The sequence below is a fragment of the Nonomuraea longicatena genome (assembly GCF_039525605.1).
In the GTDB taxonomy this organism is placed as follows: domain Bacteria; phylum Actinomycetota; class Actinomycetes; order Streptosporangiales; family Streptosporangiaceae; genus Nonomuraea; species Nonomuraea longicatena.
On the sequence record NZ_BAAAHQ010000043.1, the window covers coordinates 68,506 to 88,709 of the forward strand.

The window sequence follows — 20,204 nt, forward strand, 5'->3', positions numbered from 1 at the left end:
TCCGCGACCTTGGGCCCGTACTCGGCGAGGACCGGCACGTACGTGTCGGCGAGCCGGTCGACGGCGCCGCGCTGGGCGCGGACCTGCTCGGCGGCCCGGCGGGAGCCCTCGGCGAGTTGCCCGGTGCCGGCGGCCAGCTTGTCGAGCCCGTCCTTGAGCCTGCTCATCGCCTGGCCGGCCTGGCCGATGCCCTGGGTGAGCTTGGCCGAGCCCTGCTGGAGCTTGGCCGTCGCGGTGTTCGCGCTGTTCAGACCGACCGACAGCTCCTTCGCGCCGTTCTCGGCGGTGCCGAGGCCGCTACCCAGCTCGGCGACCCCGTCACCGGCCTTGCGGGTGCCGTCGCGCAGTTCGCCCGCGCCGTCGGCGGCTTCGACGGTCTTGTCGTGGATGTCGCCGATGGAGACGAACACCCGGTCGAAGTAGTCGCGGACGGCGGTTCGCGCGGCCGCGTCGCGGACCTCGGCGAAGACCGCGTCCGAGATCGTGCCCATGATGTAGCTGCGGCCGGTGTCCACGCGCACGCCGAGGCTGGCCGCGCTCGGCGCGGCCGTGTCGTCGGACGGCGAGGCCAGCCGCGCGCTGAAGTCCCCGGGAATCGTGAGCGACAGGTAGAAGCTGCCGTCGCCGACGCCGTCGGCCGCCTCACGGGCGTCCACCCGGTGCCAGTCGAGCACCCGGCGCTCGACGAGTTCGTCGGCCAGTTCCCGTCCGGCGGTGAGCGGCTCGCCGTCGGCGGTGGCCGGGCGGTCCTCCATGACCAGGGCGACGGGCAGCCGGTCCAGGTTGCCCTGCGGATCCCAGAACGACCACAGGTACAGCCCGGCGTACAGCAGGGGCAGCACGACGACGGCGGCGAGGGCCGCCCGGGTCAGGCGGGAGCGGAGCAGGGCCTTCACGTCAGCTCCACCAGCGCGTCGTGGCGGGCCGGGGCCTGCACGCACGAGGCGATCACGGCCGGTCCGTCGGCGGCGATCGCGGCGAGCAGGTCCCAGACGGCCTCGCGCCGGCCTGCGGGCAGCCCGGTGTCCACGTTGTCGGCGGCGATCACCTGCGGCCGGTCGAGCAGCGCGAGTGCGAGTCCGAGGCGGACGTGCTGCTCGCGGTCGAGCTCGCCCGCGCGGGTGCGCTCGTCCACGCCGAGTCCCGCGCGTTCGAGCACCTCCCCGTACGGTCCCCCTCGGCGTTCGCGCAGGTGTTCGCGGACGGTCAGCGAGCGGTCGAGGTCGGTCACCCCGTCGATCAGCGCCAGCGCGGCGGCCCTGCGGATGGCGCGGGGCCGGGTGTGGCCCGCGACGAGAAGGCTGCCTCCGCTCGGCCGCATCCGCCCGGTCAGGGTGAGCAGCAGGCTGGTGCGCCCGCTGCCCGCCGGGCCCGCGACGACCGCGAGGCCGCGCTCGAACTCCAGGTCCACCTCGGGGAAAACGCCGTCGAGCGACAGCCCCCTGGCGACGATCACCACAACTCACCTCTCGAACTGACCAGTCAGTACAAAAGCTGAGCATAACCGAGTCACAGCTCGCCCCGGTACCAGGCCTCCAGCTCGGCCTCCACCTTGGCGGCCAGCGCGTCCGTGTCGAGTGCGGCCGGTGTGTTCATGTCGAGCGCGGCCGACACGTTGGCATCGACCACGGGTGGAGTGTCTGTGTCGAGCGCGGCCGGAACGTTCGCGTCGAGCGCGGGCAGCGTGTCCGTGTCGAGCATCGGCCGGGACCGCTCGGCCCACTCGCGCAGCAGCCGGGCGAAGCGCTCCGCGTCCTGCGGCAGGACCTCGCCGTTGACGGCGAAGTACACGGCGATCGGCTCGTCCGCCTCGCAGTGCGAGCACAGCGGCACCTCCACCGGCGCCTCCACCGGCGCCTCCACCGGCACCTCCACCGGCCCCGCTCTGCCTGGCAGCCGCAGCACGGCCAGCAGCTCGCCGTCCTCGCAGCGCGGACAGGCCAGGCCGCTCACGACGTCCCCAGGGCGCCGGCGCCCAGCAGCGCCTTCAGGTCGCCGAACAGCGCGGGCTCGCCCGCCACCTGGAAGGGCTCCAGATTCAGCAGCAGGTCCTTGCGGCCCCGGCGACCCAGCCGTACGTGGACGGGGGCCCGGCCGGGGTGGGCGGTCAGGATCTCCTTCAGCTCCCGCACCACCCCCGCCGTCAGATTGCCCTCCTGGAGCACGATCACGACCGGGCGCTCGGTGGCCAGGTCGGAGACGTCGAGGACGGCGACCTCCTCGACGTACACGGACATCGTCTCGTCGCGCACGTTCACGCGCCCGCGCACCGACAGCACCCGGTCCTCCGCCAGCGCCTCCCCGCACAGCGCGTACGCCTTGGGGAAGACCAGGCACTCGACGGCCGCGTCATGGTCCTCCAGCGTGACGATCGCCCACGGACTGCCCTGCTTGGTGACCTTGCGCTGCAACCCGGAGACGATCCCGCTGATCCGGACCATCCCCTCCTCGCGCCCCGAGGCCAGCAAGCCCGCGATCGTCGTGTCGCGGCCCGCGTCCAGGATGCGCTCCGCGCCGTCCAGCGGGTGGCTGGAGACGTACAGGCCCAGCATCTCCCGCTCGAAGGCCAGCAGCGTCGCCTTGTCCCATTCGCCCTCGGGGACCGCGATCGAGAAGCCGCCCTCCTCGCCGGTGTCGCCGAACAGCGAGTCCTGGCCGTGCGCCTGGTTGCGCTTGACGTCGATGACCGCGTCCACGGCCTGCTCGTGCACCGCGACCAGGGCGGCCCGGTGGTGGCCGAGACTGTCGAAGGCGCCGCTCTTGGCCAGCGACTCGATCACCCGCTTGTTGCACACGAGCGCGGGCACCTTCGCCAGGAAGTCGTTGAGGTCGGCGAATGCGCCCTTGTCGGCGCGGGCCGAGACGATCGCGTCCACGACGTTCGCGCCGACGTTGCGCACCGCGCCGAGCCCGAAGCGGATGTCGGAGCCGACCGCGGCGAAGTCCTGCACGCTGGCGTTGACGTCCGGCGGCAGCACCTTGATGCCGAGCCTGCGGCAGTCGGACAGGTAGACGGCCATCTTGTCCTTGTCGTCGCCGACCGAGGTCAGCAGCGCGGCGAGGTACTCGCTCGGATGGTTGGCCTTCAGATAGGCGGTCCAGTAGGAGATCAGGCCGTACCCGGCCGTGTGGGACTTGTTGAACCCGTAGCCGCTGAACGGCACCAGTACGTCCCAGACCGCCTTCACCGCCTCCTCGGAGAAGCCCTCTGTCCGCATACCCGTCGAGAACCGGTCCCACTCGGCGTCCAGGACCTCCTTCTTCTTCTTGCCCATGGCCCGGCGCAGCATGTCGGCGGCCCCGAGCGAGTAGCCGGCGAGCTGCTGGGCGATGGCCATGACCTGCTCCTGGAAGACCACCAGGTGGAAGGTGTCGCCGAGGATCGGCTCCAGCGCCTGCCCGAGCTCCGGGTGGATCGGCTCGACCGGCTGCCTGCCGGTCTTGCGCAGCGCGTAGTTGGTGTGCGCGTTCATCTCCATCGGGCCGGGCCGGTACAGCGCGTTCACCGCCGCGATGTCGGTGAACGTGGTCGGCCGCATCAGCCGCAGCAGCACCCGCATGCCGCCGCTGTCGAGCTGGAACACCCCGAGCGTGTCGCCGCGCGCCAGCAGCTCGTACGTCGGGCCGTCGTCCAGCGGCACCTTCAGGATGTCGATCGCGAGCCCCTTGTTGGCGCGGACGCCCGCGACGGCGTCGCCGATGACGGTGAGGTTGCGCAGGCCGAGGAAGTCCATCTTCAGCAGGCCCATGTCCTCCGCCTGCGTGAACGGGAACCCGGTGACGACCGGCCCGTCGGCCTTCGGCCGCGTCAGCGGGATCACGTCCAGCAGCGGATCGGAGGACAGGATCACCCCGGCCGCGTGGATGCCGGTGCCCCTGGTCAGGCCCTCCACCCCGGTCGCGGTGTCGATCACCCGCTTGACGTCGGGGTCCTGGGCGTACATCGAGCGCAGCTCGGCCGCCTCGCCGTGGCGCGGGTGCCGCTCGTCGTGGATGGCGGCCAGCGGGATCTCCTTGCCGCCCTCCGCAGGGGGGAACGCCTTGGTGATGCGGTCGCCCAGCGCGTACGGCAGGCCGAGCACGCGGCAGGAGTCCTTGACGGCGGCCTTGGCCTTGATGGTGCCGAAGGTGACGATCTGGCAGACGTGGTCCTCGCCGTACTTGCGGGTGACGTAGTCGATCATCTCGTCGCGGCGGCGGTCGTCGAAGTCGAGATCGACGTCGGGCATCGTGATGCGTTCCGGGTTCAGGAACCGCTCGAAGATCAGCTTGTGCTCGATCGGGTCGAGTTCGGTGATGCCGGTGCAGTAGGCGACCATCGAGCCGGTGGCCGAGCCCCGGCCGGGGCCGAGTCCGATGCCGTTGGCCCGGGCGTGGCGGCAGATGTCGGCGACGACGAGGAAGTAGCCGGGGAAGCCCATCGTGTCGATCACCGACAGCTCGTAGTCGATGCGGTCGAGCACCTCCTGTGCGGGCTCGCCCCGGTAGCGGCGGCGGGCGCCCGCCAGCGCCTCCTTGCGCAGCCAGCTCGACTCGCTCTCGCCCTCCGGCACGGGGAAGCGCGGGGTCAGGTCGCGGTGGGCGAAGACCTCGTCGTAGTCGCCGACCCTTTCGGCGATCAGCAGCGTGTTGTCGCAGGCGCCGGGCACCTCGCCGTCCCACAGGGCGCGCATCTCCTCGGCGGACTTGACGTAGTAGCCGCTGCCGGAGAAGCGGAAGCGCTCGGCGTCGGCCAGGCGCTTGCCGGTGCCGATGCACAGCAGCGCGTCGTGGGCCTGCGCCTGGTCCTCGGTGACGTAGTGGGAGTCGTTGGTGGCCAGCGGCGGCAGGGCGAGGTCCCGGCCGATGCGCAGCAGGTCCTCGCGGACGCGGCGCTCGATCGCGAGGCCGTGGTCCATCAGCTCCAAGAAGTAGTTGCCCGCGCCGAACAGGTCGCGGTAGCGGGCGGCGGCCGCGAGGGCCTGGTCGTACTGGCCGAGGCGCAGCCGGGTCTGCACCTCGCCGGACGGGCAGCCGGTGGTGGCGATGAGGCCGGCGCCGTACTCGGCGAGCAGTTCATCATCCATACGCGGATATTTCTGGACGTGTCCTTCGAGCCAGGCCCGTGACTGCAACCGGAACAGGTTCCGCAGCCCCCGCGCGTCCTCCGCCCACATCGTCATGTGCGTGTACAGCCCGCGCCCCGACACGTCGCCGCCCTCGCCCGTGCCGTCGTTCGACTTCCGCAGCGCCAGGTTGTCGCTGTAGAACACCGGCGCCCGGTGGTGCCGGGCGGCGGGGGCGACGTACGCCTCGATGCCGATCACCGGCTTCACGCCCGCCTTGCGGGCCGCATGGTGGAACTCGTAGGCCCCGTGCACGTTGCCGTGGTCGCTCATTGCCACGGCGGGCATCCCGAGCCGCGCCACCTCCGCCATGAGCAGCCCGACCTTGGCCGCCCCGTCGAGCATGCTGTACTCGGTGTGCACGTGCAGATGCGCGAAGGACCCCATCGGCTGCCACTCCTGCGGGTTGTAGGCTCAGGCGGAACCCGAGCATTCGACCCGAGAGCAGGCAGGGTTGTCCAACAGCCGATTCGCGCATTTCCCACAACCGGTGGTTGTCGATCTGGACCTCGCGGCGATCCGCGCGTTCGTCGCCGTCGCGGACGAGCGCTCCTTCAGCGAGGCGGCGATCCGGCTCGACCTCAGCCAGCAGGCCGTCTCCAAGCGCATCGCGCGGCTGGAGTCCGATCTCGGCGCCACCCTGTTCTTCCGTACCAGGGCCGGGGCCGAACCCACCGAGGACGGCCGGGTGCTCCTCATGCACGCCCGCGCCCTGCTCGGCCTCGCCGAGCAGGCCGTCGCGGCGCTGCGCGACCGGCGCCGGGCGCTGCGGGTGGACGTGCACGACACCCGGCTGTACGCGCTCGACCTGGTCAGGGCTTTCCGCGAGCGCACTCCGGAGGCCGAGGTCGACGTGACCACGTCGGACGGCCTGGCCGCCACCCGCGCGGCTCTCGCCGAAGGGCGCGTCGACGCCGCCTTCAATCGGCTCAGTGGCCCCCTGGACGAGCCGTTGCGCGCGGCGCCCGCCTCACTGGAGCCCCTCCACCTGCTCGTCGGGCGCGACCACCCGCTCGGCGGCCGGAAAACCGTCGAGCCCGCACGGCTGGCGGGCACGAGTGTGTGGATGCCGGGGAACGTGCCCGGCGGCGAGTGGACGGAGTTCTACGAACTCCTCGCGGCCGCCTTCGGCTTCGCGATCGACGCCTCGGGGCCGAACTTCGGCTATGAGGATCTCGTCGAGGAGGTCGCCCTGGGCAGACGGGTCACGTGCGTGGGCGCGCAGACCCGGATGCCGTGGCACCGCGACGTCGTGCGGATCCCGCTCGTCGACCCGGTGCCCGTCTACCCGCTGTGGCTGCTCTGGCACCACCAGAACCGGCACCCCGCGCTCGACCGGCTCATCGGCCACGTGAGCGAGCGCCTGCGCCCCTACGACCCGGAGCGGCAGTGGCTGCCGGAACCGGACCGGGCGGCCTTCACCGCCCGGCCCTGACGGCGGCCCGGCCGGGATGCCGGACGGGGTTCAGACGCCGAGCGCCGACGGCAGGCCCAGCTCGTGCAGGAACAGCGCCTCGGTGGTCGCCACCCGGCGCAGTTCCTCCAGGTTGACGCGTTCGTTCGGCGCGTGGATCGCGGCGTCCTCGTCCTCGGCGCCGAACAGCAGGATCTCGGCTGCGGGGAACTGCTTGAGCAGGGTGTTGACCAGCGGGATCGACCCGCCCGCGCCCACATCGCGCGGCGGCCGGCCGAAGGCCCGGTCCATCGCCCGGTTGAGCGCCCCGCGCGCCTTGCCGCCCGAGTCGGCCTGGAAGCCGCTGCCCACCGTGAAGTCGCCGAACGACACCTGCACGCCCCACGGCGCCACCTGCCGCAGGAAGCCCGTGACGGACTCCAGCGCCATCCTCGGGTCGGCCGACGGCGGCACCCGTACGGTCACCCGCGCCCGCGCCGCCGCCTGCACCGCGTTGATCGCCCCCGAGACCGTCGGCACGTCCAGGCCGGTGACCGTGATCGAGTAGGACGACCACAGCCGGTCGGCCAGCGAGCCGGAACCCACGAGCGAGACCCCGTCGAGCACGCCCGCCGTCTGGCGGAACTCCGCCTCGGACGGCCCCTGGCCGAGGAAGCCGCCCCTCGGCAGGCCGGGCACGCGGACGTCGCCGTTGTCGTCGTGCAGCGCGGTCAGCATACGCATCAGCGCCGACAGCGCGTCGGGGGCGGCGCCGCCGAACGAGCCGCTGTGCAGCGACTCCCTCAGCGTGCGGGCCTCGACGGTGAAGGCCGCGAGGCCGCGCAGCGAGGTCGTCACCGACGGGTCGCCGACCTTGGGGTTGCCGGTGTCGGCCACCACGATCGCGTCGGCGCGCAACAGGTCGGGGTTGCGCTCGACGAACGCCTCCAGGCGCTCGCCCGCGTACTCCTCCTGGCCCTCGATGATGACCTTGATGTGCACCGGGAAACGGCCCTGGAAGACGCGCAGCGCGGTCACGTGGGAGATGATGCCGGACTTGTCGTCGGCGGCGCCCCTGCCGTACAGCTGGCCGTCGATGAGGGTCGGCTCGAACGGCGGGGTGCGCCACGCGGCCGGGTCACCGGCGGGCTGGACGTCGTAGTGCGCGTAGAGCAGGACGGTCGGGGCGCCGGGCGGGCCGGGGGCCTCGCCGTAGACGGCGGGGAAACTGCCCTCGACCGCGATCTGCTGCACGTGGGACAGGCCCGCCGAGCGCAGCAGCTCCTCGGTGACGGAGGCGGCCACGCGCACCGGCTCCTCCGGGTGCCCGGGGAAAGCCACGGAGGGAATGGAGACGAGGCGTTTGAGGTCCTCGACTGCCTGCGGCATCGCGGCCGCGACGGCGCTCTCGATCTGGTCTGGTGTCACGTGAACTGTCCCCGAGTCGTTCTGATGGTTCGTCTCATTGGATCACAGAAGGTTCCACAGGGTGGAAACCAGCCGTGCCAATCTACCTGCGGATTTCGTTGCTGTTACATACCGGATTTGCGGATCTCGGTTTTCTTGCATATTGATGCGACGCTTTCACTTGGCAATCCCCAGGTGAACGGGCAGACTGTGGTCAGCTCAGACACGAGGGACGATAACCATGACGCAGCCGGAAACCGACATCCTCAAGGCCGCGCAAGACCACCTGTGGTTGCACTTCACCAGGCACAGCGCCTACCAGCAGGCAGAGATCCCGACCATCGTCCGCGGTGAGGGGTCCTACATCTACGACGTCCATGGCAAGCGCTACCTCGACGGGCTGGCGGGTCTCTTCGTCGTCCAGGCCGGGCACGGCCGGACCGAACTCGCCGAAGCCGCCGCCAAGCAGGCTCGTGAGCTGGCCTTCTTCCCCCTGTGGTCCTACTCCCACCCGAAGGCCGCCGAACTGGCCGCCCGGCTGGCCGAGCACACCCCCGGCGAGCTCAACCGGGTCTTCTTCACCACCGGCGGCGGCGAGGCGGTCGAGACCGCGTGGAAGCTCGCCAAGCAGTACTACAAGATGATCGGCAAGCCGCTCAAGCACAAGGTCATCAGCCGCCAGATCGCCTACCACGGCACGCCGCAGGGCGCCCTGGCGATCACCGGTATCCCCGCCTTCAAGCAGATGTTCGAGCCGCTGGTGCCCGGCTCGGTGCGGGTGCCGAACACCAACCACTACCGCGCCGACGAGATCACCGGTGTGTCCGGCATGTCGCCGGAGGAGTACGGGCGCTGGGCCGCCGACCGCGTCGCCCGCGCCATCGAGATGGAGGGCCCCGACACCGTGGCCGCCGTCTTCGCCGAGCCGGTCCAGAACGCCGGCGGCTGCTTCACGCCGCAGCCCGGCTACTTCCAGCGGCTGCGCGAGATCTGCGACGAGTACGACGTGCTGCTCGTCTCCGACGAGGTCATCTGCGCCTTCGGCCGCCTCGGCACCATGTTCGGCGGGCAGAAGTTCGACTACGTCCCCGACATCATCACCTGCGCCAAGGGCATGACCAGCGGCTACTCGCCGATCGGCGCCATGATCGCGCACGAGCGGCTGTTCGAGCCGTTCAAGAGCGGCGACAGCATGTTCGCCCACGGGTACACCTTCGGCGGCCACCCCGTCTCCTCGGCGGTCGCGCTCGCCAACCTCGACATCTTCGAGCGCGAGGACCTGCTCGGCCACGTCACCCGCAACGAGCCGGTCTTCCGCGACACGCTGCGGCGGCTCGAAGACCTGCCGATCGTCGGCGACGTCCGGGGCTCCGGCTACTTCTGGGGCATCGAACTCGTCAAGGACAAGGTCACCAAGGAGACCTTCAGCGCCGAGGAGTCCGAGCGGCTGCTGCGCGGGTTCCTGTCCAAGGCGCTGTTCGACGCCGGCCTGTACTGCCGCGCCGACGACCGGGGCGACCCCGTCATCCAGCTCGCGCCGCCGCTGATCGCCGGGCAGAAGGAGTTCGACGAGATCGAGTCGATCCTGCGCTCCGTCCTCACCGAGGCGTGGAAACTCCTCTAGCACCCCCACCCGGAAAGGAACCCCAGCCATGAAGATCGGCGTCCCCGCCGAGGTCAAGAACCACGAATACCGCGTCGCAGCCACGCCCGCGGGCGTGCACGAGCTGACCCGGCACGGACACGAGGTGTTCGTCGAGCGCGGCGCCGGGCTCGGCTCGTCCATCACCGACGAGGAGTTCCTCGGCGCGGGCGCGAAGATCCTCGACACCGCCGACGCCGTCTGGGGCGAGGCCGACATGGTGCTCAAGGTGAAGGAGCCGATCGCGCAGGAGTACCACCGCATGCGCGAGGGGCAGGTCCTGTTCACCTACCTGCACCTCGCCGCCGGGCGCGAGTGCGCGCAGGCGCTGCTCGACAACAAGGTCACCGCCATCGCCTACGAGACCGTGCAGGCCGGTACGGCACTGCCGCTGCTCGCCCCGATGTCGGAGGTCGCCGGCCGGCTCGCGCCGCAGGTGGGCGCCTACAACCTGATGCGCTTCAACGGCGGGCGCGGTGTGCTGCCCGGCGGGGTGCCCGGGGTGGCGCCGGCCAAGGTCGTCGTCATCGGCGCCGGGGTGTCCGGCCTCAACGCCGCGCAGATCGCCGTCGGCATGGGCGCCGAGGTGACCGTGCTCGACACCAACGTGGACCGGCTGCGCTTCATCGACGCCATCTACCAGGGACGGCTGAAGACGCTGGTATCCACGTCGTACTCGATCGAGCGTGAGGTGCTCCAGGCGGACCTGGTGATCGGCGCGGTGCTGATCCCGGGCGCGAAGGCGCCGACGCTGGTGTCCAACGAACTGGTGGCGCGGATGAAGCCGGGCTCGGTGCTGGTGGACATCGCGATCGACCAGGGCGGCTGCTTCGAGGACTCGCGCCCGACGACGCACGCCGAGCCGACGTACCCGGTGCACGGGTCGGTGTTCTACTGCGTGGCGAACATGCCGGGCTCGGTGGCGAACACCTCGACGTACGCGCTGACCAACGCGACGCTGCCGTACGCGGTGAAGCTCGCCGACCTGGGCTGGCAGGCGGCGCTGCGCGCCGACGCGACGCTGGCGCCGGGCCTCAACACGCACGCGGGCCTGCTCACGAACGCGCCGGTGGGCGCGGCGCTCGGCCTCCCGTCCGTGCCGGTCGCCGACGTCCTCGCGGCGGCCTGACCGAAGCGTCGCCGATCACAGAGCGTCGCCTGTCACCTGGGCGCCGCTGATCACGAGGCCCCGCTCATGCGGGGCCTCGCTTCCTTTTCGGGCTTCGCCGGTCACGGCGAAGCCGCCACATGACGTTCGCTCAGGCCGTGGTGAGGCTCGCCCCATGGCCCGGGGCCGCGTTGACGGCCGTCACTTCTCGGCCTCAGGCCCGGGGCCGGTCGTTCAGGTCGGGGTGGTCCTTCTGCCACTGCTCCATGACCTGTCTGAGAGTCGTGCCCACGAGGTCCAGGAACTCGGCGGCGACGCCGAAGCGGGCGCCGGCCGGGGTCGTGGCTCCGAGGATCTCCACCGCGCGCTGCGACGCGGTGGCCAGGACGTCGTTCATCTGCACCGCCGCGAAGGTGGAGCGCACCCAGAGCCCGTCGTCGACGACATAGCGTTCGCGGCGCCCGCCGGGAGTCCGCTCCCGTTTGAGCAGTCCCTGCTGTTCGAGGAAGGCGACGGTCTGTGAGATCGACGCGGGGCTGACGCGAAGCCGCTCGACCAGGTCGGCGGCGGTCAGGGTGCCGGCGTCTGTGACGTACAGGCAGGCCAGCACCTTGGCCGCCATGCGGGGCATCCCCTGCTGCTCAAGGAGTGCGGCGAAGGATTCCGTGAGGTTCTGGACCGCCTGAGGGTCGCGTCCGTGGCTGCTGTCGCCTATCGGCGGTGCCGGGGACCTGGCCTGCCGGTGGCGGCGCGCGCGCCGCTCGGTGTCCTCCTGTGCCCGCTGTGCTCCGTACGCGCCGGGTCCGCCGTTGCGGGTGACCTCCCGCATGATCGTGGAGGCGGGGCGCCCGAGACGCCGGCCGATCTCCGTGTATCCGAGCCCCTCTGCCAGCCCTGCGGCGATGTGCCGGCGGTCCTCGTCGGTGAGCCTGTCTCCGGGCATCGGTGCTCGTCTCCCATCTGCCGGTGTGCGCGGCGCCCGCGCCCTCGCCCAGTATGCATTCACTCGAAGTTCATTGCAATATCAATCATGATCATAAATTGCATTCAGTATCATATTCATTGCAATGGCGCGCTTGATTATCCTATGAACAGGCATGATGAGCGCTTCATTGATGTTGACCAGAATGTGAATGCAATGTACTGTCACAAATGTTCGGCGATGCATGAATATGTCTCGGCGAATCCCGGAGATTTCTGCGAAGGAGGCAGACGGTCATGTTCGACACCGAGAAGGGCGTGCTCGCCAAGGTGATCGGTCCCAAGGTGCGGTGGCGCCGGTACAAGGCGCGGGTGGGGCAGCTCCCGCCGAACCACCGCACGGCGGTCGAGGAGATCGAGCGGTACCTGATGCACTTCGTGCCGACCGACGGCGACAGCGACGCGGAGCGGTTCGAGGACCTCGTCGGCCTGTTCGAGCAGGCCGAGGCGAACGGAACGCCGATCCGCGAGGTCGTCGGCCAGGACCCGGTGAAGTTCGCCGAGGCGTTCGTCCGGGACCACACGGAGGGCGGCTACGTCCCCGCCCGAGCACGCAAGAGGCTCGCCGGCGCCATCGAGCGCGCCGCCGGCGAATAGGCCGCGGACGCCGGCCTTCACAAGATCGAACTCAGACAAAGGAGACTCATGATGACCAGCGGATTCACCGAGACCGGACTGAACAGACTGCGCGAGGTGCTGGCGCGGCATGTCGAGTCGGGGAAGATCCCCGGACTCGTCGCCCTGGTCAGCCGGGGCGGGGAGACCCACGTGGAGACGATGGGGACCATGCGCCACGAGGGCGGCCCGCCGATGCGCCGGGACACGATCTTCCGGATGGCCTCCACGACCAAGCCGGTCGTGGCGTCGGCCGCGATGGTGCTGCTGGACGAGTGCCGGATGCGGCTGGAGGACTCGGTGGAGCAGTGGCTGCCCGAACTCGCCGACCGGCAGGTGCTGAAGCGCCCCGACGGCCCGCTGGACGACACCGTGCCGGCCAAGCGGCCGATCACCGTACGGGACATCCTGACCTGCACGTTCGGGCTCGGCCTGGACATGACCGCGCGGACCGCCCCGATCACGGGCGCGTTCTTCGAACGGGGGGTCTACGGCCAGGAGGACGGCTGGCTGCTGCCCGCGCCCGACCCCGATGAGTGGATGCGCCGCCTGGGCACCCTTCCGCTGATGTACCAGCCCGGCGAGCGGTGGGTGTACAACGTCGGCGACGACGTGCTCGGCGTGCTGGTGGCCAGGGTCTCCGGCCAGCCGTTCGAGGAGTTCCTGCGCGAGCGGATCTTCGAGCCGCTGGGCATGAAGGACACCGGCTTCCACGTGCCCGCCGACAAGATCGACCGCCTGCCGCCCCTATACGCCCCCGACGGGGAGACCGGAGCGTTCAACGTGGAGGACGAGGCGGAAGGGGGCCACCACAGCAAGCCCCCGGCGTTCCCGTCCGGCGGCGGCGGACTCGACTCCACCGCCGACGACTACCACGCCTACTTCCGGATGCTGCTCAACGGCGGGACGCACGGTAACCGGCGGATCCTGTCCAGGGCCGCCGTCGAACTGATGACCACCAACCGCCTCCCTCCCGCGCAGCGCGCCGCCAGAGAGACCTTCGCCCGCGACGCCGCCCATTTCGGGTACGGCCTGGCCCAGCACGGCGGCTGGGGTTTCGGGATGGCGGTACGCACCTACCGCGACGACTACGCCCCCATCGGCCAGTTCGGCTGGGACGGCGGAGCCGGCACCACGACCTACGCCGACCCGGCCAACGGGCTCGTCGGCATCCTGCTCACCCAGACCGGCATGTCCACCCCGGATTCCGCGCGGGCCATCCACGACTTCTGGACCACGCTCTACCAGGCCGTCGAGAACTGATCCGGTGAACCGTCAGTGCACCCCTAGCCGCTGGCGTAGTTCGCGGGCCGTGGTGAGCACGTGGGAGATCTCCGACGGGCCCGGCCACGGCGACGAACCGGGGCGCAGCAGCGTGGTCCGTACCGAGGCCAGGTGGTCGAGCGCGCTGGCGTGCAGGCGGCTGCGCTCGACCAGCCACACCACCACGTCCGCGTGGTCGCGCAGCGGCCGGGTCACCAGGTCCCACGTGCCCAGGATCTCGACCAGGCCGGCCACCTCAAGGGCCACGCCGCCGCGTCGCCCGGTGGCGGAGGCGGCCAGTTCGGCGCGGGCGCGCAGCTCCGGCTCGGCCAGCCGGTCCCACGTCGGCGGGGGCGGATCGGAGATCCACTGCTCGGCCTCACGCTCGCGGCCGGCGGCCGACAGCAGTCCGCTCAGCTCCACCGCCGCCCGGTGGTGGCCCGCCAGGGCGGCCTGCCTGAACCAGTGCTGGCCGCCGGCGAGGTCGCCGAACTCGGCGATGAGCAGCAGCCCGAAGTTGAAGGCCGACTCGGCGTCGCCGCTGGCCGCCGCCCGCCCGAACCAGTGGCCCGCCGCCTGCGAGTCGGCCAGTTCGACGCACACGAACCCGGCCATGCGCTGGTCGTCGAGCCGTCCTGCCTGGGCGGCGCGCTCGTACCAGGCGCGGGCGGTGCGCAGGTCCCTGCGCGACAGCGAGATGCCGCCGAGGTGCGAGGCCGCGCCCGGGTGGTCGCTCTTGGCGGCCAGCCGGTAGTACGCCTCCGCGCCCTCCGGATCGCGGCTGGCCTGCAGCAGCAGGCCCAGATGGTAGGCGGACTCGGCGTGGCCGCCCCTGGAGGCGTACTCCCACCAGCGGACGGCCTCTTCCTCCTCGCCCGTCGAGTACGCGAGCAGGCCCAGGTCGTGCGCGGAGGCGAGGTCGCCGTCGGCCGCGGCCCTGCGGTGCCAGTCGCGGGCGGTCAGTTCCTCGCCGGAGTCCTCGCAGAGCAGCGCCAGCCTGCGGGCGGCCGGACGTGAGCCCGCCACCGCCGCCCGCTCGAACCAGCCGCGCGCCGAGACGACGTCGCCGCGCTGCTCCAGCAGCAGCGTCGCGAGGTTGAGCGCGGCCTCGCCGTCGCCGGTGCCCGCCGCCAGCTCGTACCACGAGACGGCCTCCTCCAGGCTGCCGTGCTTCTCGTGCCACACCCCGAGGTTGTACGCGCTGTCGACGTTGCCCGCCGACGCGGCCCGCTCCCACCAGTGCCGGGCGGCGGAGCGGTCGCCTCGGTGGGCGTACATCCGGCCCAGCCGGTGCGCGGCCAGCGGATCACCCGACTGGGCCGCCGCGAGCAGCTCGGGCTCGTCGCCCGTGCGCGGCGCTGGAACGGGCGCCTGCGCCACTTCACCTTGCCACCACGCCATGGAATCCAGATTGACATGTGACCGAGCGGTCGCGGAACGTAATCGCGGACGCGGCTGCTATGAGAACCGCAAGAATCCCGTATACCGCCTGACCTGGAGTTCCTGCTCGGCTCACAGCCACCCGGGCTTCACCAGACCGGACTCGTAGGCGATCACCACGAGCTGCGCCCGGTCGCGGGCGCGCAGCTTCATCATCGCCCGGCTCACGTGCGTCTTGGCCGTCGCAGGCGACATGATCAGTTTCGCGGCGATCTCGTCGTTGGTCAGGCCGGTGCCGACCAGCGCCAGCACCTCGCGCTCGCGGTCGGTGAGCTGGTCGAGCCCGCCCGGCGCCACCGGCTCCTTGGCCCTGGTGGCGTACTCGCTGATCAGCCGCCTGGTCACGCTCGGTGACAGCAGTGCCTCGCCGGCCGCCACCACCCGCACCGCCTGGATCAGCTCCTCCGGCTCGGTGTCCTTGACGAGGAAGCCGCTGGCGCCGCCGCGCAGCGCCTCGAAGACGTACTCGTCCAGCTCGAACGTCGTCAAGATGATGATCTTCGGGCCGGGCGGCATCGCGCGGGTGGCGGTCAGGCCGTCGGTGCCCGGCATCCGGATGTCCATCAGCACCACGTCCGGCTCGACCGTGCGCGCCAGGCTGACCGCCTCGGCCCCGTCGCCCGCCTCGGCCACCACGCCCATGTCGGGCTGGGCGTCCAGCAGGGCCTTGAAGCCCGCGCGCACCAGTGCCTGGTCGTCGGCGAGCAACACCTTGATCATGATCTTTCCTCCGGAAGGGGAAGCCGGGCCGTCACCTGGAACCCGGATCCGTGTGGTCCCGCGCTGAGCACGCCGCCCAGCGCCGTCGCGCGCTCGCGCATGCCGGGGATGCCGTTGCCGCCGCCGAGCTCGGCCAGCACGCCCGGCGTGGACGAACCGGTGTCGGTGACCCGGATCATCAGCTCGTCCTCGCGGTACTCCAGCCTGGCGACCACGCTCGCGTCCGGCGCGTGCCGCGCCACGTTCGTGAGCGACTCCTGCACGATCCGGTAGGCCGCCCGCTCCACCTGCGGGGGCAGCGGGCGGGTGCCGAGCCGTTTCAGCACCACGTTCAGCCCGGAGCGGGCGACCAGGTCGTCCAGGTGGCCGAGGCCGGCCGTGGGGGTGCGGGGGGCACCGTCGCGCAGCACGTTCAGCACCGAGCGCATCTCGCCCAGCACCTCCTTGGAGGCGGCCTTGATCGTCGCGAGCGCCGTGCGGGCCTGCTCCGGTTGGTCGTCGATGAGGTGCAGCGCCGTCGCGGCCTGCACGTGGATGAGCGAGATGTTGTGCGCCAGTACGTCGTGCAGCTCCCGCGCCATGGTCAGCCGTTCCTCGCTGGCCTGCCGCCGGTGCTCCTCCTCCTCGGCCCGCGCCGTCGTCGCCCTGCGTTCCCTGACGATCCGTACCAGCTCGGCGGCGACCATCAGCAGCGCCATGAAGGTGCTGATCGCCACCACGTGGAACCAGCTCTGGTTGCCCGCCAGCCAGGCGTACACCTCGAAGAAGGCCAGCATGACCGCGGCCATCGCCCAGGCGGCCCAGCGCCTGCCGTCGATCACCAGCCAGCCCAGCATCAGCGCCATGCTGATGAACGGCGGGCCGTAGGCGTAGCCGCCGAGCAGGTAGAGGGCGGTCGCGGCCGCCGTGCCCGCCGTCGCCGCGATCGGCCAGCGCCGGCGGGCGAGGATCAGGAGCGGGCCCACGGCCAGGAGCGCGTTGCCGTACGCGTCGACGGGCTCGCGCTGGCCTCGCTGGCCCACCGAGGCGCCCTGACCGAGGACGAGCTGCACAGCGAGCAGGGCTAGCGTCAATTCGACGTGTTTGACCCGCTTTTTCACGTTCCCACGCTAGGCCACCTGCGGGGCGGGGTACATCACCTGGTGGTGGCAGGGGGCCCTACCACGGGGGGCGTAGCTGGGTCATGGTGGAGGACATGCGCCGAGTGATCGTTCCCCTTGCCGCTCTGCTCGCCACCGTCGCGAGCGCGCCGGCCGCCGCGTCCCCGCCCGCGCCGCCGTCCGCACTGGCCGGATCCTCGCCACAGACCGGACCGCCGTCCGCAGGCTCGGCCGCCGGCGGGCTTCCCTATGGAGCCGGGCCCGCGCAGGGCGGGCCGGACGGAGGCGAGCGCAAGGTTCCCGTCGCCGAGGGGTACGGCGGCGGCGTCGCCACCGTGGACCTCGACGCCAGCAAGGCGGCGCTGGCCGTCCTGCGCAAGGGCGGCAACGCCGTCGACGCGGCGGTCGCGGCGGGCGCCGTCCTCGGCGTCACCGAGCCGTACTCCGCAGGGCTCGCGGGCGGCGGCTTCCTCCTCTACTACGACGCCGGGCGGCGGAAGGTCTTCACCCTCGACGGCCGCGAGACCGCGCCCCGGGCCATGACCGCGACCTCCTTCGAGGGCATCCCGTTCGACCAGGCCGTCACCAGCGGCCTGTCCGCCGGAGTGCCCGGCGCGGTGGCCCAGTGGGACGAGGCGCTGCGCCGCTTCGGCACCACCAGCCTGCGGCAGGCGCTCAAGCCCGCGATCGACGTCGCGACCAGGGGCTTCGTCGTCGACCAGACCTTCCACGACCAGACCGCCGCCAACGCCGCCCGATTCAAGGACCTGCTCTCCACCGCCAAGCTGTACCTGCCCGGCGGGGCGCCCCCGCCCGTCGGCTCGACCTTCCGCAACCCGGAACTGGCCGACACCTACCGCAAACTGTCCAAGTACGGCCCCGGCTGGCTCTACGGCGGGCAACTCGGCCGCGACATCGTCGCCACCGTCAAGAAGCCGCCCGTCACCCCCGGCGCCACCCGGGTGGTCCGTCCCGGGCTGATGGAACTGTCCGACCTGCGCGCCTACCGGACCGTGCCCCGCGAGCCCACCGGCGTCGACTACAAGGGCCTGCGCGTGTACGGCATGGCGCCCCCGTCCTCCGGCGGCTCCACCGTCGGGGAGGCGCTCAACATCCTGTCCGCGCTGCCGTCCCCCGGGCTCCACGAGTACCTGGAGGCGTCCCGGCTGGCCTTCGCCGACCGGGGCCGGTACGTCGGCGACGTACCCGGCGTGCCGCTGGCCGAACTGCTGTCCACCGGCTTCGCCAAGGAACGCGCCTGCCTGATCGGCCCGCGCGCCATGCCCGGCCCGGCCGCGCCCGGCTCACCCGACGGCGACTACACCGCCTGTCCCTCTCCTGGCACGTCACCTGAGGCGGAACCGGCCCCCGAGGGCCCGGAGACCACGCACCTGGTCGTCGCCGACCGCTGGGGCAACGTCGTCGCCTACAACCTCACCATCGAGTCCACCGGCGGCAACGGCATCGTGGTGCCGGGCCGGGGCGTCCTGCTCAACAACGAGTTGACCGACTTCACGCTCGGGCCCGCGCCCGGCGACCCGAACCTGCCCGGTCCGGGCAAGCGGCCGCGCTCGTCGATGGCGCCCACGATCGTCCTGTCCGACGGCAGGCCGGTGCTGGCGGTGGGCACGCCGGGCGGGTCCACGATCATCACGACGGTCCTGCAGATCCTGCTCAACCGGTACCAGTTCGGGATGGATCTGCCGAAGGCGCTGGCGGCTCCCCGCGCGACCCAGCGCAACACCGCCCAGACCCAGGCAGAGCAGGCGTTCCTCGACACCTATGGCCCCGAACTGCGCGCCAGAGGCCACAACCTGGTGCTCAACCCGGAGATCGGCGCCGCCACCGCCCTGGAGTTCCTGGGCCGAGGCCGCCTGCAGACCGTCGCCGAACCCACCCGCCGGGGCGGCGGCAGCGCCCTGGTCGTCCACCCGGCCCACTGACACCCCGGGTAGGTGTCAGTAGATGAGATCGAACGAGCGGGGATCCACCCGTCGTGTGCGGGCCCAGTACTCCGTCGTGAAGCCGGGCCACAGCGTGCGGTTGGCGCCCTGCTCGTCCAGGTACCAGGACGCGCATCCCGAGTTCCACACCAGCGACCGCAGGCGCCGTTGCAGGCGGGCGTTGAACGCGCGCTGCACCTCCGGCCGGACGTCCAGCGCGCGGGCCTGCGTGCGCGACAGCAGCCGCAGGCATTTCACCACATAGCGGACCTGCGACTCGATCATGAAGACGACCGAGTTGTGCCCGAGCCCGGTGTTCGGCCCGAGCAGGAAGAACAGGTTCGGGAACCCGGCCGTGGCGATGCCGTAGTAGGTCTCGATCCCGTCCCGCCACGCGTCCTGGATCTTCAGTCCGCCCCGCCCGATGATCCGCTGCTCCTGCAATCCGTCCGTGACCTTGAACCCGGTCCCGTACACGAGGACGTCCACCTCGCGCTCCACCCCCGATGCGTCGACGACCGAGCGCGTCCTGATCTCGCGGGCGGCCTCGGTGATCAGCGTCACGTTCGGCCTGGTCAGGGCCGGATAGTAGTCGCTGGACACCAGGATGCGCTTGCACCCGATCGTGTAGTCGGGCGTCAGCCGCGCCCGCAGCTCCGGGTCGGGGACCTGGCGCGCGAGGTGCCTGCGCGCGACCGCCTCGTGCCCCTTCATCAGGCGCGGGTCCACGGCGAACCCGAGCCCCCTGCTCTCCAGCGCCCAGTAGAGGGCGTTGCGCACCGTCCGGGCCGCTCCGGGCAGGGCGAGCAGGCGGCGGGCGCGGTCCGAGACGGCGAAGTCGGGCTTGGGGTGGATCCATGGGGGAGTGCGCTGGAAGAGCAGGATCCGCCCGGCTTCGCGGGCGATGCGGGGCACGAACTGGACGGCCGACGCCCCGGTCCCGATGACCGCCACGCTCTTGCCCGTCAGGTCCGCGGAGTGATCCCAGGCGCTGGAGTGGAAGGCGGGCCCGGCGAACACCTCCCGCCCCGCGATATCCGGAAATTTGGGGATATGGAGGGCGCCGATTCCCGAGACCACCGCGAACGTCCGCAGCGTCTCGCCGTCCTCCAGCGTGACCGCCCACTCCCGCGCGTCGTCGTCGTACTCCAGCCCCACCACCTCCCGGCCGTACGACAGGTGCTCGGCGAGGCCGTGCCGTTCCACGCATCCCCGCAGGTACGCCCGGATCTCCTCCTGCGGCGAGAACATCCGCGACCAGCCCGGATTGAGGTCGAACGAGTACGAGTACATGTGCGACGGCACGTCGCACGCGCACCCCGGATAGGTGTTGTCCCGCCACGTCCCGCCCAGGTCGGGGGCCTTCTCCAGGACGACGAAGTCGTGGTACCCCGCCTCCTTGAGCTTGATCGCCATGCAGATCCCGGCGAAACCCGCACCGATGATGACGATCCCCGGCCTGCTGCGCACCGGCCCTTCTCTCCCAG

At 71.4% G+C, this 20,204-nt stretch carries 16 protein-coding genes; 6 read left to right on the forward strand and 10 right to left on the reverse strand.

Going from position 1 to position 20,204, the window contains the following annotated elements; translation table 11 throughout:
• The 4 genes from ABD120_RS33095 to dnaE form a co-directional block, all read right to left on the reverse strand.
• Positions 1 to 896, reverse strand: an 896-nt coding sequence (locus ABD120_RS33095; protein WP_343954200.1) for a YhgE/Pip domain-containing protein, incomplete at its 3' end; no start/stop codon positions are given.
• Complete coding sequence (locus ABD120_RS33100; RefSeq protein ID WP_343954201.1) at positions 893 to 1,456, reverse strand: ATP-binding cassette domain-containing protein; 564 nt, start codon at positions 1,454 to 1,456, stop codon at positions 893 to 895. The genes ABD120_RS33100 and ABD120_RS33095, both read right to left, overlap by 4 nt.
• 53 nt (positions 1,457 to 1,509) lie before the next feature.
• Positions 1,510 to 1,953: a DUF6300 family protein gene (locus ABD120_RS33105; RefSeq protein WP_343954202.1), complete on the reverse strand. Its 444-nt coding sequence runs from the start codon at positions 1,951 to 1,953 to the stop codon at positions 1,510 to 1,512.
• Complete coding sequence (gene dnaE, locus ABD120_RS33110) at positions 1,950 to 5,492, reverse strand: DNA polymerase III subunit alpha (protein WP_343954203.1); 3,543 nt, start codon at positions 5,490 to 5,492, stop codon at positions 1,950 to 1,952. The genes ABD120_RS33105 and dnaE overlap by 4 nt, the downstream gene beginning before the upstream one ends.
• A 103-nt stretch (positions 5,493 to 5,595) precedes the next feature.
• On the opposite strand from dnaE, the gene ABD120_RS33115 reads away from it, so the two are divergent.
• Positions 5,596 to 6,540, forward strand: coding sequence for a LysR family transcriptional regulator (locus ABD120_RS33115; protein ID WP_343954204.1), 945 nt, complete (start codon positions 5,596 to 5,598; stop codon positions 6,538 to 6,540).
• A 30-nt stretch (positions 6,541 to 6,570) separates the two neighbouring features.
• On the opposite strand, the gene ABD120_RS33120 is transcribed toward ABD120_RS33115, so the two are convergent.
• Positions 6,571 to 7,926 (reverse strand): M20/M25/M40 family metallo-hydrolase, encoded by a 1,356-nt coding sequence (locus ABD120_RS33120; protein ID WP_343954205.1) that lies wholly within the window; start codon positions 7,924 to 7,926, stop codon positions 6,571 to 6,573.
• Between the two features lie 220 nt (positions 7,927 to 8,146).
• Between ABD120_RS33120 and ABD120_RS33125 the strand changes: the two genes are divergently transcribed.
• Both ABD120_RS33125 and ald read left to right on the forward strand, forming a co-directional pair.
• The gene (locus ABD120_RS33125) at positions 8,147 to 9,529 is read left to right on the forward strand and encodes an aspartate aminotransferase family protein (protein WP_343954207.1); all 1,383 of its coding nucleotides are present in this window, start codon (positions 8,147 to 8,149) and stop codon (positions 9,527 to 9,529) included.
• A gap of 28 nt (positions 9,530 to 9,557) precedes the next feature.
• On the forward strand, positions 9,558 to 10,676 hold the full coding sequence (gene ald / locus ABD120_RS33130) for an alanine dehydrogenase (protein WP_343954208.1): 1,119 nt from the start codon (positions 9,558 to 9,560) through the stop codon (positions 10,674 to 10,676).
• Between the two features lie 193 nt (positions 10,677 to 10,869).
• On the opposite strand, the gene ABD120_RS33135 is transcribed toward ald, so the two are convergent.
• Positions 10,870 to 11,598 carry a GbsR/MarR family transcriptional regulator gene (locus ABD120_RS33135; protein ID WP_343954209.1) on the reverse strand — a complete coding sequence of 243 codons (729 nt, stop codon included), beginning with the start codon at positions 11,596 to 11,598 and terminating at the stop codon, positions 10,870 to 10,872.
• Positions 11,599 to 11,873: 275 nt separating this feature from the next.
• Between ABD120_RS33135 and ABD120_RS33140 the strand changes: the two genes are divergently transcribed.
• Both ABD120_RS33140 and ABD120_RS33145 read left to right on the forward strand, forming a co-directional pair.
• Positions 11,874 to 12,233, forward strand: coding sequence for a DUF1048 domain-containing protein (locus ABD120_RS33140; RefSeq protein WP_343954210.1), 360 nt, complete (start codon positions 11,874 to 11,876; stop codon positions 12,231 to 12,233).
• A 48-nt stretch (positions 12,234 to 12,281) separates the two neighbouring features.
• Complete coding sequence (locus ABD120_RS33145) at positions 12,282 to 13,514, forward strand: serine hydrolase domain-containing protein (protein WP_343954211.1); 1,233 nt, start codon at positions 12,282 to 12,284, stop codon at positions 13,512 to 13,514.
• 12 nt (positions 13,515 to 13,526) lie between these two features.
• On the opposite strand, the gene ABD120_RS33150 is transcribed toward ABD120_RS33145, so the two are convergent.
• From ABD120_RS33150 to ABD120_RS33160, 3 genes are all read right to left on the reverse strand, one after another.
• Positions 13,527 to 14,915, reverse strand: coding sequence for a tetratricopeptide repeat protein (locus ABD120_RS33150; protein ID WP_343954212.1), 1,389 nt, complete (start codon positions 14,913 to 14,915; stop codon positions 13,527 to 13,529).
• Between the two features lie 111 nt (positions 14,916 to 15,026).
• Positions 15,027 to 15,674 carry a response regulator gene (locus ABD120_RS33155; protein WP_343954213.1) on the reverse strand — a complete coding sequence of 216 codons (648 nt, stop codon included), beginning with the start codon at positions 15,672 to 15,674 and terminating at the stop codon, positions 15,027 to 15,029.
• Positions 15,671 to 16,774: a sensor histidine kinase gene (locus tag ABD120_RS33160; protein WP_343954214.1), complete on the reverse strand. Its 1,104-nt coding sequence runs from the start codon at positions 16,772 to 16,774 to the stop codon at positions 15,671 to 15,673. Before ABD120_RS33160 ends, ABD120_RS33155 begins: the two co-directional genes overlap by 4 nt.
• 95 nt (positions 16,775 to 16,869) lie before the next feature.
• Between ABD120_RS33160 and ABD120_RS33165 the strand changes: the two genes are divergently transcribed.
• Complete coding sequence (locus ABD120_RS33165) at positions 16,870 to 18,717, forward strand: gamma-glutamyltransferase family protein (RefSeq protein WP_343954215.1); 1,848 nt, start codon at positions 16,870 to 16,872, stop codon at positions 18,715 to 18,717.
• Positions 18,718 to 18,732: 15 nt separating this feature from the next.
• Here the strand turns inward: ABD120_RS33165 and ABD120_RS33170 are convergent, their stop codons facing one another.
• The gene (locus tag ABD120_RS33170; RefSeq protein WP_343954216.1) at positions 18,733 to 20,187 is read right to left on the reverse strand and encodes a flavin-containing monooxygenase; all 1,455 of its coding nucleotides are present in this window, start codon (positions 20,185 to 20,187) and stop codon (positions 18,733 to 18,735) included.
• Between the last annotated feature and the right edge of the window lie 17 nt (positions 20,188 to 20,204).

Bases quoted from the DNA above. Each gene is read 5' to 3' on its own strand.
- ABD120_RS33145 (WP_343954211.1), top strand. From the start codon at position 12,282: ATGATGACCAGCGGATTCACCGAGACCGGACTGAACAGACTGCGCGAG.
- dnaE (WP_343954203.1), bottom strand. From the start codon at position 5,492: ATGGGGTCCTTCGCGCATCTGCACGTGCACACCGAGTACAGCATGCTC.
- ald (WP_343954208.1), top strand. From the start codon at position 9,558: ATGAAGATCGGCGTCCCCGCCGAGGTCAAGAACCACGAATACCGCGTC.
- ABD120_RS33140 (WP_343954210.1), top strand. From the start codon at position 11,874: ATGTTCGACACCGAGAAGGGCGTGCTCGCCAAGGTGATCGGTCCCAAG.
- ABD120_RS33125 (WP_343954207.1), top strand. From the start codon at position 8,147: ATGACGCAGCCGGAAACCGACATCCTCAAGGCCGCGCAAGACCACCTG.
- ABD120_RS33155 (WP_343954213.1), bottom strand. From the start codon at position 15,674: ATGATCAAGGTGTTGCTCGCCGACGACCAGGCACTGGTGCGCGCGGGC.
- ABD120_RS33150 (WP_343954212.1), bottom strand. From the start codon at position 14,915: ATGGCGTGGTGGCAAGGTGAAGTGGCGCAGGCGCCCGTTCCAGCGCCG.
- ABD120_RS33135 (WP_343954209.1), bottom strand. From the start codon at position 11,598: ATGCCCGGAGACAGGCTCACCGACGAGGACCGCCGGCACATCGCCGCA.
- ABD120_RS33165 (WP_343954215.1), top strand. From the start codon at position 16,870: ATGCGCCGAGTGATCGTTCCCCTTGCCGCTCTGCTCGCCACCGTCGCG.